Source organism: Klenkia soli (assembly GCF_900103975.1).
Lineage (GTDB): Bacteria > Actinomycetota > Actinomycetes > Mycobacteriales > Geodermatophilaceae > Klenkia > Klenkia soli.
In genome coordinates this window covers 130,707-141,766 of record NZ_FNIR01000014.1, presented here as the reverse complement: position 1 = coordinate 141,766, position 11,060 = coordinate 130,707, and the positions used below count along the sequence as shown (strand labels likewise).

Here is an 11,060-nt window from a genome sequence, read left to right as displayed (position 1 = left end):
AGAAGACCCAGGTGAAGCGTTCGATGAGCTCGGCGCCGGCGAGGATGAAGATCCCGCGCAGGACCAGGGCGATGATGATGCCGACCATCAGCACTTCTTGCTGCAGCTTCCGGGGCACCTTGAACCGGGCCATGATGATCACGAAGACGAACAGGTTGTCCACCGACAGGGAGTACTCGGTGAGCCAGCCGGCGTAGAACTGGGTGGCGAAGTCCCCGTTGGTGACCGCCAGCAGCACCAGCCCGAACGCCAGGGCCAGCGCGACGTAGAAGGTCACCCAGATGCTGGCCTCGCGCACCGAGGGCTCGTGCGGGCGGCGGGCCACGATGGCCAGGTCGGCCAGCAGCAGCACCGTGAGCCCGACGAACGTGCTGATCTCGAACCAGACGGGGAGTTCCACGTCCCGGCACGATACGTCCGGCCCTCCCCGGCCGCAGGGTTCCGACCTGCGGCGCGGCCCGGCCGCGGCAGCTGTGGACCAGGCGTGAGCCCGGGTGATCATGCTGCCGGGTGTACCGAGGCTGCATAGGATCGGTCGAACGGTGCCGGAGCCCGGCGCCGCGGGGATCCCAGGACGACCCGGGTCCCCGTCCACCAGCGAGGAGACGGAGACATCGCGTGGTAGTCAGCTTGAGCAAGGGTGGCAACGTCTCGTTGACCAAGGAGGCCCCTGGCCTGCGGGCGGTCACGGTCGGCCTGGGCTGGGACGCCCGCACCACCGACGGCAAGCCCTTCGACCTCGACGCGTCGGCCATCGGCTGCCGCCCCGACGGCAAGGTCGCCTCCGACGAGCACTTCGTGTTCTTCAACAACCTGCGCAGCCCCGACGGCGCGATCGAGCACACCGGTGACAACGTGACCGGCGAGGGCGCCGGCGACGACGAGCAGATCAAGGTCGATCTGGCCGGAGCGCCGGCGGATCTCGACCGCGTCGTGTTCCCCGTGTCGATCTACGAGGCCGACACCCGCGGCCAGAGCTTCGGCCAGGTGCGCAACGCGTTCATCCGGGTGGTGAACCAGGCCGACAACGCCGAGATCGCCCGCTACGACCTCTCCGAGGACGCCTCCACCGAGACCGCCATGGTCTTCGGCGAGCTGTACCGCAACGGGGCCGACTGGAAGTTCCGGGCCGTCGGGCAGGGCTACTCGACCGGCCTCGGCGGCATCGCCGCCGACTTCGGCGTCAACGTCTGACCTGATCCACGACGAGGGGAGCGGACCATGAGCGTGAGCCTGAGCAAGGGCGGCAACGTCTCGCTGACCAAGGAGGCGCCCGGCCTGACCGCTGCCCTCGTCGGTCTGGGCTGGGATGCCCGCACGACGTCGGGCAACGCCTTCGACCTGGACGCGTCGGCGCTGCTGGTCGACGCCGGGGGCAAGGTGCTCAGCGACGCGCACTTCGTCTTCTTCAACAACCTGACCTCACCGGACGGCTCGGTGACCCACACCGGCGACAACCTCACCGGTGAGGGCGACGGCGACGACGAGGCCCTGACCGTGGACCTGCCGACGGTGCCCGCGGCTGCGGACAAGATCGTGTTCGCGGTGTCGATCTACGAGGCCGAGAACCGCGGCCAGTCCTTCGGCCAGGTGCGCAACGCCTTCATCCGGGTGGTGAACCAGGCCGACGGCGTGGAGATCGCCCGCTACGACCTCTCCGAGGACGCCTCGACCGAGACGGCGATGATCTTCGGCGAGATCTACCGGCACTCGGGCGACTGGAAGTTCCGCGCAGTGGGCCAGGGCTACACCTCCGGCCTGGCCGGCATCGCCCGCGACTTCGGCGTGGACGTGGGCTGATCCCCGTGCCCATCGACTACACGAAGCGCCCGGCCGGTCCACCCGCCGACGGCCCGCCGCGCAAGGTCACGCTGACCAAGTCCGCGCCGACGGTGTCGCTCACCAAGAAGGCGGCCGCCGGCGGGGTGCTGCGGGTCAACCTGAACTGGACGGCGCGGCCCGCGGGCCAGCAGGGCGGCGGCTTCTTCGCCCGTCGCGAGCCCGACGTCGACCTCGACCTCGGCTGCCTGTACGAGTTCACCGACGGCAGCAAGGGCGTCGTCCAGGCGTTGGGCAACGGGTTCCACGCCGGCCTGCCGGGGGCACCGTCGGCGGCGATCTGGCTGGACGGCGACGACCGGTCCGGTGCCAACTCGGGCGGGGAGAACCTGTTCGTCGACCTGCAGTACGCCGCCCACATCCGCCGGGTGCTCGTGTTCGCCTACATCTACGAGGGCGTGCCCAACTGGGCCGCCGCGCAGGCGCTGGTGACCCTCACCCCGCCCGACGGCCCGCAGATCGAGGTCGCCCTCGACGAGCCCCGGGCCGGTGCGACCAGCTGCGCGGTCGCGCTGCTGGCGCCCTCGGCCGGGGACGTCCAGATCCGCCGCGAGGTCCGGTACGTCGACGGCGCCCAGCCGCAGCTCGACGCCGCCTACGGCTGGGGCATCCGCTGGAGCTCGGCCCGCAAGTAGGGCCCCGGGGACACCCGCGCCGTCCCGCCCGTTCACACCCCACCGACCCGAGGAGTTCTGCATGAGCGTCAACCTGAGCAAGGGCCAGAAGGTCTCGCTGGCCAAGCGCGACGGCGGCCAGCTGACCCGAGTCCGCATGGGCCTGGGCTGGGATGCCATCAAGAAGAAGGGCTTCTTCGGCAGCCGCGACCAGTCCGTCGACCTCGACGCCTCCGTGCTGATGTTCGACGCCGGCGGCCAGCTGGTCGACCAGGTCTGGTTCCAGCAGCTGCGCAGCAAGGACGGCTCGGTGCAGCACACCGGTGACAACCGCACCGGCGCCGGGGACGGCGACGACGAGTCGATCCGGGTCGACCTCACCGCGCTGCCGGCCGCCGTCACCACGCTGGTCTGCACGGTGAACTCCTTCACCGGTCAGGACTTCTCGCAGATCGCCAACGCCTTCTGCCGGCTGATCGACGAGACCACCGAGAACGAGATCGCCCGCTACGAGCTCAGCGGCTCCGGGCGGCACAACGCGCAGATCATGGCCAAGGTGTCCCGTGACGGCGCCGGCTGGTCGATGACCGCGCTGGGCGTGCCGGCGTCCGGCCGCACCTTCCGCGACCTCCTCCCGGCCATCGCCGGCTCCCTGTAAGTCCCGCCCCCACAGCCCAGGAGACAGCCACCATGTCCGAGCTGGACCTCGGTTCCTCGTCCACGCCCACCACCGGTGGGCAGAGCGCACCCGCCGGGGGTGCGCTGGTCCTCCAGCCGCCGGCGCCGGTCGTCCTGGTGGCCCCCGAGCAGGCCGCCGGCGCGGTGACCCTGGAGACCGCCAAGCAGGTCGAGCTGCGCGGCAAGGCCACCGCGTTCGTCACCGACCTGGTCTCCCTGGACACCAAGTCCCCGGCGTTCGCGCAGAAGGTCGGCTCCATCACCGCGATGGGCGACAAGGAGATGCGCTCCTCGGCGGCGGTCTCCAACCGCATGCTCGAGCGGCCGGCGGCGGCGATGGGCGCCAAGGGCAAGGACGGCGACGCCCAGACCCGGGTCTCCAACACCCTGGTCGACCTGCGGCGCACGGTCACCGACCTCGACCCCAAGCGCTCGGACCTCACCGGGGTCAAGAAGGTGCTCAGGTGGCTGCCGGGCGGTGACAAGATCGACCGCTACTTCGACAAGTACAAGTCGGCGCAGTCGCACCTCGACGCGATCATCAAGGCGCTGGACTCCGGTCAGGACGAGCTGCGCAAGGACAACGCGGCCATCGAGACCGAGAAGGCCACCATGTGGACGACGATGGCCAAGCTGCGTGAGTACAACGAGCTGGCCACCGCCCTGGACGAGGCGCTGGAGGGCAAGGTCGCCGAGCTCGAGGCGGCCGGGCGCAGCGACGACGCGAACACCGTGCGGGCCGACGCGCTGTTCCCGGTCCGCCAGCGGCGCCAGGACATCACCACGCAGATGGCCGTCGCGGTGCAGGGCTACATGGCCCTGGACCTCATCCGGCGCAACAACCTGGAGCTCATCCGCGGCGTCGACCGGGCGCAGACCACCACGGTCGCCGCCCTGCGCACCGCGGTCATCGTCTCGCAGGCGCTGAGCCGGCAGAAGCTGGTCCTCGACCAGATCAACGCGCTGAACACGGTGACCTCGGACCTCATCCAGTCGACCTCGGAGCAGCTGCGCATCCAGGGCGCGGCGATCAACGAGCAGGCCGCGTCGTCCACCATCGACGTCGCCAAGCTGCAGGCCGCCTTCGACAACGTGTTCGCCACCATGGACGCCGTCGACACCTTCCGGGCGCAGGCCGTCACCTCGATGGCCGACACCGTGCGGGCCCTCGAGGGCCAGCTCGAGCGGGCGCAGCCCTACCTGGCCCGGGTGCGCGCGAACGAGGCCATCGAGCAGTGAGCAGGCCGTGACCGCCGGGGAGGGACGTCGTGGCCTGGTTCCGGCGTAACGAGGAGCCCCAGCCGGTCCCCGCCGTCACCGGCCCCGACCCGGAGGACACCCCGGCGGCCCTGGACGCCGACATCGCCGGGGTGGTCCGCCTGGTCAACGCGTCGGCCGGCGACCTGCCGGTGGCCTCGGTCGTCGCCGCCCGCCGGATCACCGACCTGCTGTCGGAGGTCGTGCGCACCTCCGACGTCCGGCCGCTGGACATCTACGCGGCCATCTCGGTGCGGGCCACGGCCACCGACTACCTGCCCACCACGGTGCGCAGCTTCGTGGCGCTGGACCCGGACCTGGTCGACGTCCCGGCGACGTCCGGCACGACCCCCGTCCAGTCCCTGGCCGCCCAGCTGGAGGCGCTCGAGGGCGCCGCCGAGCAGGTGCTCGCGGCCGCCCAGCGGCAGGACGTCGACGCGCTGATGACCCAGGGCAGCTTCCTGCGCACCAAGTTCTCCGGTTCCGACCTCGACCTGTGACCCGATCTGAGAGGCGAGCACCGTGGCACGCATGACCCGCGGGGCCAACGTGGCCCTGACCCGGGAGATCCCCGGCCTGACCAGCCTCGTCGTCGGGGTGGCCTGGGATGCCGGCAGCGAGCGCGTGCTCTCGGACAACCTGGTGCTCGCGCTGCTGCTGTGCGGCCCCGACAGCCGGGTGCTGTCCGAGCGGCACATGGTGTTCTTCAACCAGCTCACCTCGCCCGACGAGTCCGTCGCCGCCCGCGACGAGGCCCTGGACGGCGACCAGGAGCAGATCGAGGTCGACCTGCGCGGGGTGCCCGAGGACGTCGCCCGGCTGGTCGCCGTGGTCTACGTCAACGAGGGGACGACGCAGCGGCGCACCCTGGGCCAGCTGCGTGCGGTGTCCGTGGTGGTGCGCGACGCCACCACCCACCGCGAGCTGGTCCGCTCCGAGGACCTCGCGCCGGTGCTGCAGGCCGAGACGGCGCTGGTGCTCGGCGAGGTCTACCGGCACGGCGGCGACTGGAAGTTCAAGGTCGTCGGCGAGGGCTACCGCAACGGGATCAGCGGCATCGCCGCCGACTACGGGCTGCCGCTGTGATCCCGGCCCCCGGCGACGCACCGGCCCGTCCGGATCTGGGCTGGCTGCGCCACCGCACCCGCCGGGTCCCCGTGGCCGCCGCCCCGGCACCCGTCGCGCCGTACGCGGTGGCCGGCCAGGGCGGGTCCGGCAGCACGACCGGGTTGGCCGACTTCCTCGCCGGCCGCACCACCCGCCGCCAGCCAGCACCCGCCCCGAGTGTGCAGGTCCCGGGGTCCAACCGGGCCGACGGACCCCCGGAACTGCACACCCGCGAGGTCCCGACCCCGGGGGCGGCCGACCCGCTGGACCTCGGGACGTCGGCCGCGGACCCGCTCGACCTGTCCGCGCCCATCAAACAACCGGTCCCGCAGGCCAGCCCGCAGCCGACCCCGCCGCCGGCCGGCGGCGACCTCGACCTGGGCTCGTCGGACCTGGACCTGTCGGGGCCGCCGCCCGTGGCCGCTCCGCCCGCGCCGGCCCCGCCCGCGTCGTCCAGCCTGGACCTGTTCCCCGAGGCCCCTGCCGCCCCGCCGGCCCGGACCCCGGTCGCCCGGCCCCGGCCCGTGGCGCGCCAGGTCCCGCGGGTGCCGCACGGCGGCCGGGTGATCCTGACCCCGCGCGAGCCCGTGGTCACCCTCGACCGGGTGCAGTCCGGCGTCGGGGCGCTCACGATCACCGCGGTCTGCTCCCCGGCGGTCGGTGACCTCGTGCTCGGCGCGGTCTACCAGCTCGCCGACGGCAGCTCCGGCGTCGTCAGCCGCACCGCCGGGGTGCCCACGGCCCCACCGCGCTCCCGCCGTCCCGTGCTGGAGGCCGGACGCGACGAGCACGACCAGATCCGGGTCGACCTGCGGCAGACCCGGTCGCTCCGCCGGTTCGTCGTGCACGCGATGTCGGCGTCGGAGGGCCAGCTGGCCTGGGGCGGCACCCTGGTGATCACCACCCACGGCGGGTCCCGCGTGGAGATCCCGCTGGACCTCGCCCCGCACGCGGGCCCCGTCGTCCTCGCCTCGGTCCACGCGGTGGACGGCGAGTTCGTGGTCCGCGCCGAGCTCGACCCGGTGCACGGCCTGGTCCGCGACGTCGCGCTCGCCCACGGCTTCCGGGCCATCACCTGGGCCGACGCCCGCACCCCGGTGCTGTGAGCGCGGCACCCGTGCCGCTGCGGCACTTCGCCCACCTCGACCCCGCCGACGAGCAGCGGCTCTTCCTGCACCGGCCCCAGCCGGTCGACCCGGACGGCGACCCGGAGGTGCTGGCGCTGGCCCTGGGCGCCACGCTCTACCTGCCCGCCGACCGACCGGCGCTGGCCGACGACGTCCGCCGCCGGTGCGCGGACGGGGTGACCAGCGTCGTGCTGTGCCTGGAGGACGCCGTCGCCGACGACGACCTCCCGGCCGCCCAGGCCAACCTCGTCCACCACGTGCGCGACCTCGCCGCCGACGCCGCCGTCCTGCCGCTGGTGTTCGTCCGCGTCCGGCGGCCCGAGCAGGTCGCCGAGCTCGTCGAGTCCCTGGGCGACGCCGCCGCCGTCCTCACCGGGTTCGTGCTGCCCAAGTTCACCGGCCGCTCCGGGCCGGCGTACCTGCAGGCCGTGCAGGCCGCGTCGGCACGGCTGGGTCGGCGCCTGCGGGTGATGCCGGTCGTGGAGTCACCGGAGATGGCGCACGCCGAGACCCGGGTCGACGCCCTGGTGCAGGTGCGGGACCTCCTGGCCGACCACCGCGACGAGGTGCTCGCCGTGCGGATCGGGGCCACCGACCTCTCGGCCGCGTTCGGCCTCCGCCGGCGTCGCGAGCTGACCGTCTACGACGTGCGCGTGGTCGCCGACGCCATCGCCGACGTCGTCAACGTCCTGGGGCGGTCCGACGGCACCGGCCACGTGGTCACCGGTCCCGTCTGGGAGTACTTCAACAGCCCCGACCGGGTGTTCAAGCCCCAGCTGCGCGAGACCCCGTTCCGCGAGCACGAGGAGCGCCCGCTGCGGGCGAACCTGCTGGCCCGCGACCTGGACGGGCTGATCCGCGAGGTGGTGCTCGACCAGGCCAACGGCCTGCACGGCAAGACGGTCATCCACCCGACGCACGTCGCCGCCGTGCACGCGCTGTCGGTGGTGCCGCACGAGGAGCATGCCGACGCCCTGGACGTGCTGGGCGCCGGGGCCGGGGGCGGGGTCGCCGCGTCGTCCTACCGCAACAAGATGAACGAGTCCAAGCCGCACCGGGCCTGGGCCCGGCGGCTGGTGCAGCGCGCGCAGGTGTTCGGGGTCGCGCGGCCCACCACCTCGTTCGTGGACCTGCTCGGCGCCGGGATGCGCCGGTGACCCCGGTGTGGACCGGCGACTGGGTGCGCCGCGAGCTGGACGTCGTGGTCACCACCACCGACGCCGCGGGGTCCCTCGCCGTCACCGACCTGGTCGGCCTGGCGGTGCGGGTGAACCCGCGCCGGGCGCACCTGCTGGTCAGCCGCGTGCTGGGCAAGCACGTGCCGGCCCGCCCGGACGTCGTCCGCGGCGCCGGCATGCTGCTCGGCCGCCTGGTCGCCGACCGGCTGGCCGGGGTCGACAGCGGGGTGGCCACCGAGGGCGGGGACCTGCTCGCCGCCGCCCTCCGCGGGGACGACGACGCTGCCGCGCACCTCGTCGAGCGCACCCGGTGGACCCCGGACCGCGCCGCGCCGGACGTGCTGGTGCTCGGGTACGCCGAGACCGCCACCGGCCTCGGCCACCTGGTCGCCGACGCCCTGGACGCCGACGTCCTGCACTCCACCCGGCGACCGGTCGGCACCACGCCGTTGTGCACCTTCGAGGAGGTGCACTCGCACGCCACCGGCCACCTGCTGCTGCCCGACGACCCGGCGCTGTTCGCGGGGGAGCGGCCGATCGTGCTGGTCGACGACGAGCTGTCCACCGGGGCCACCGTCATGGACACCATCCGCGGCCTCCAGGCCGTCGCGCCCCGACGGCGCTGGGTGGTCGCCAGCCTGGTCGACCTGCGCACGCCCACCGCCCGCGCCGAGCTCGACCGATTCGCCGCCGACCTCGACGTGCAGGTCGACGTGGTCGCGCTGGCCGGCGGCGTGGTCGAGCTGCCCGCCGACGTGCTGGCCCGCGGCACCGCGCTGGTGGCGCGGTGGGCGGATGCTCCGGCACCGGCCACCCGCGGGGGGCGGGGCGGACCGGTGGTCGAGGTGACCGCTGCCGTGCCCCGCGACGGCGGCCGGCACGGGTTCACGTCGCACCACCGCCGCGAGCTGGAGGCCGTGCTGCCTGGCATCGCCGAGCAGGTGCACGCCGCCCTGGGCGCCCCGGCCGACCCGGTGCTCGTGCTGGGCACCGAGGAGCTGGTCCACCTGCCCGTGCGGGTGGCCGGCGAACTGGTCCGGCGCGGCCTCGACGTCCGCGTCTCCAGCACCAGCCGCTCGCCCGTGCTGCCGGTCGACGACCCCGGCTACGCCGTGCGGACCGCGCTGACGTTCCCCAGCCACGACCGCCCGGCCGACGGGCCCGGGCACCGGTTCGCCTACAACGTCGCGCCCGGCGCCGGAGCGCACCCGTTCGCCGCCGCCGTCCTCGTCGTGGACGACGTGTCCCACGACTGGGACGACGACGACCCCACCGCGCTGCCGGCCGTGCTGGCCGCGGCCGTCGACGGGCCGGTCGTCGTCCTCACCGTGCCCAGCCACCGGCCCACCCCGGACCCCCTGCGCGGCCCCGCCTTCGGGTCCTACGCCCCCGACGAGGTCGGCTGGCTGCTCACCGACCTCTCCGCCGTGCCGTTGGAGGCCCCGGTCGAGGCGCGCGAGCAGGCGATCCAGTCGGGGCGGGCGCACTACTCGGAGTCCCTGCCGGTGGAGTACCAGCCCGGGCCGGCCTACCTCGAGCTGTTCGAGCAGGCCCTGGCCGAGTCGGCCGCCCGGGTGGCCGAGGCGGTCGGCATGGTCACCGAGCTCGTGCTGGCCGGTCGGTCGCGGCCGCCGGTGCTGGTCTCGCTGGCGCGGGCCGGCACGCCGGTGGGTGTGCTCATGCGGCGGTGGGCGGCCACCCGCGGGGTCGACGTCCCGCACCTGACGGTGTCCATCGTGCGCGACCGCGGCCTGGACCCGCGGGCGCTGGACCACCTGGCCGCCCACCACGACCCCGCCGACGTCGTGTTCGTCGACGGCTGGACCGGCAAGGGCGCCATCACCCGTGAGCTGCTCGCCGCCGTCGCGGAGAGGGAGCAGGTGCAGCCCCGCGGATTCCGGCCCGACCTGGCCGTCCTCGCCGACCCGGGCGGGTGCACGGCGCTGTTCGGCACCCGAGAGGACTTCCTGATCCCCTCGGCCTGCCTGAACTCGACCGTCTCCGGGCTGGTCTCGCGCACCGTGCTGCGCGCCGACCTGGTGCCGCCGGGCGGCTACCACGGCGCGAAGTTCTACCGGGAACTCGCGCCCCAGGACGTCTCGGGCCGGTTCCTCGACACCGTCTCCGGCCACTTCGCCGACGTCGCCGACGACGTGGTGCGCGCGGTGGCCGCGCCGGTCGACCGCACCCCGACCTGGGCCGGCTGGGCCGCCGTCGAGGAGGTGGCCGCCGGGTTCGGCATCACCGACCTCAACCTGGTCAAGCCCGGGGTGGGGGAGACCACCCGGGTGCTGCTGCGCCGGGTGCCGTGGAAGGTCCTGGTGCGCCCCGACCGCACCGCCGAGCTCGCCCACGTGCTGCACCTGGCGCGGGACCGCGGGGTCGAGGTCGAGACGCGCGAGGGTATGCCGTTCTCCTGCATCGGCGTCATCCGGCCCGGGGGCGGCGGTGAGGTCGCGTGAGCGTGCTGATCGCCACCGACCTGGACCGCACGCTGGTCTACTCCCTGGCCGCGGCGGGGGAGCCCCTGCCGGGTGAGCCGCCCTGGGTCGTGGTCGAGCACCTGGACGGCCGGGCGATCTCGCACGTGTCCGTGCTGGCCGCGCAGCGGTACGAGGCGCTGGCGAGCACCTGGCCGGTCGTCCCCGTCACCACCCGCACCCCGGCGCAGCTGGCCCGCATCAAGCTGCCCGGCCCGCTCGCGCCGTGGGCGGTGGCGGCCAACGGCGGGGTGCTGCTCGAGGCCGGCGAACCCGACCCGGCGTGGGCGGACACCGTGGGGTCGGCCCTGGCCGCCGTCGCCCCGGTCGCCGAGGCCGAGGCCGCGTTGGCCCGCGCGTGCGCCGGCGACCCCGGCGCCCGCCGGTACACCGTGCCCGGCCTGTTCTGCTACGCCGTGGTCGACCGACCGGCGGTGACGGCGGAGCACCTCGACGCGCTGCGCACCTGGGGCCTGGCGGCGGGCTGGGGCGTCTCGCTGCAGGGCCGCAAGCTCTACCTGGTGCCGTCGGTGCTGACCAAGTCCGCCGCGGTCGCCGAGGTGGCCCGGCGCACCGGGGCCACGACCGTGCTCGCCGCGGGGGACTCGCTGCTGGACACCGACCTGCTGGAGTTCGCCGACCTCGCCGTCCGGCCCGGGCACGGCGAGCTGGCCGACCGCGGCTGGACGCGACCGCACGTCACCGCGCTGACCGCCACCGGCATCCGGGCCGGCGAGGAGGTGCTGGCCTGGTTCGCCGAGCAGGCTGGGAGGCTGTGAC

Annotated in this window: 12 protein-coding genes; 11 read left to right on the top strand and 1 reads right to left on the bottom strand. The window is 74.2% G+C overall.

Annotation, left to right across the window (positions count from 1 at the left end; translation table 11 throughout):
* Positions 1-400, bottom strand: a 400-nt coding sequence (locus BLS67_RS20235) for a TerC family protein (protein WP_423221514.1), incomplete at its 3' end; no start/stop codon positions are given.
* Positions 401-618: 218 nt separating this feature from the next.
* Here BLS67_RS20235 and BLS67_RS20230 point away from each other — a divergent pair.
* The 11 genes from BLS67_RS20230 (at position 619) to BLS67_RS20180 (ending at position 11,059) form a co-directional block, all read left to right on the top strand.
* A complete protein-coding gene (locus BLS67_RS20230; protein ID WP_091249025.1) occupies positions 619-1,194 on the top strand; it encodes a TerD family protein in 576 nt (191 codons plus the stop codon).
* Positions 1,195-1,221: 27 nt separating this feature from the next.
* Positions 1,222-1,800, top strand: coding sequence for a TerD family protein (locus BLS67_RS20225; RefSeq protein WP_091249022.1), 579 nt, complete (start codon positions 1,222-1,224; stop codon positions 1,798-1,800).
* A 5-nt stretch (positions 1,801-1,805) separates the two neighbouring features.
* Positions 1,806-2,474, top strand: a complete 669-nt coding sequence (locus BLS67_RS20220) for a tellurium resistance protein (protein WP_091249017.1) — start codon at positions 1,806-1,808, stop codon at positions 2,472-2,474.
* 61 nt (positions 2,475-2,535) lie between these two features.
* A complete protein-coding gene (locus tag BLS67_RS20215; protein ID WP_091249014.1) occupies positions 2,536-3,111 on the top strand; it encodes a TerD family protein in 576 nt (191 codons plus the stop codon).
* 32 nt (positions 3,112-3,143) lie between these two features.
* Entirely contained in the window at positions 3,144-4,370 is a 1,227-nt protein-coding gene (locus tag BLS67_RS20210) for a toxic anion resistance protein (RefSeq protein ID WP_091249011.1), read from the top strand.
* A 29-nt stretch (positions 4,371-4,399) separates the two neighbouring features.
* Positions 4,400-4,888, top strand: coding sequence for a hypothetical protein (locus tag BLS67_RS20205; protein ID WP_091249007.1), 489 nt, complete (start codon positions 4,400-4,402; stop codon positions 4,886-4,888).
* 31 nt (positions 4,889-4,919) lie between these two features.
* On the top strand, positions 4,920-5,474 hold the full coding sequence (locus tag BLS67_RS20200) for a TerD family protein (protein ID WP_091249005.1): 555 nt from the start codon (positions 4,920-4,922) through the stop codon (positions 5,472-5,474).
* The gene (locus BLS67_RS20195; RefSeq protein WP_091249002.1) at positions 5,471-6,601 is read left to right on the top strand and encodes a hypothetical protein; all 1,131 of its coding nucleotides are present in this window, start codon (positions 5,471-5,473) and stop codon (positions 6,599-6,601) included. The genes BLS67_RS20200 and BLS67_RS20195 overlap by 4 nt, the downstream gene beginning before the upstream one ends.
* Complete coding sequence (locus BLS67_RS20190) at positions 6,598-7,779, top strand: HpcH/HpaI aldolase/citrate lyase family protein (protein ID WP_207500758.1); 1,182 nt, start codon at positions 6,598-6,600, stop codon at positions 7,777-7,779. Before BLS67_RS20195 ends, BLS67_RS20190 begins: the two co-directional genes overlap by 4 nt.
* A complete protein-coding gene (locus tag BLS67_RS20185) occupies positions 7,776-10,262 on the top strand; it encodes a phosphoribosyltransferase (protein ID WP_091248998.1) in 2,487 nt (828 codons plus the stop codon). The genes BLS67_RS20190 and BLS67_RS20185 overlap by 4 nt, the downstream gene beginning before the upstream one ends.
* Positions 10,259-11,059, top strand: coding sequence for an HAD family hydrolase (locus tag BLS67_RS20180; protein ID WP_091248995.1), 801 nt, complete (start codon positions 10,259-10,261; stop codon positions 11,057-11,059). Before BLS67_RS20185 ends, BLS67_RS20180 begins: the two co-directional genes overlap by 4 nt.
* Position 11,060 lies beyond the last annotated feature (1 nt).

Bases quoted from the DNA above. Each gene is read 5' to 3' on its own strand.
- BLS67_RS20225 (WP_091249022.1), top strand. From the start codon at position 1,222: ATGAGCGTGAGCCTGAGCAAGGGCGGCAACGTCTCGCTGACCAAGGAG.
- BLS67_RS20215 (WP_091249014.1), top strand. From the start codon at position 2,536: ATGAGCGTCAACCTGAGCAAGGGCCAGAAGGTCTCGCTGGCCAAGCGC.
- BLS67_RS20210 (WP_091249011.1), top strand. From the start codon at position 3,144: ATGTCCGAGCTGGACCTCGGTTCCTCGTCCACGCCCACCACCGGTGGG.
- BLS67_RS20200 (WP_091249005.1), top strand. From the start codon at position 4,920: ATGACCCGCGGGGCCAACGTGGCCCTGACCCGGGAGATCCCCGGCCTG.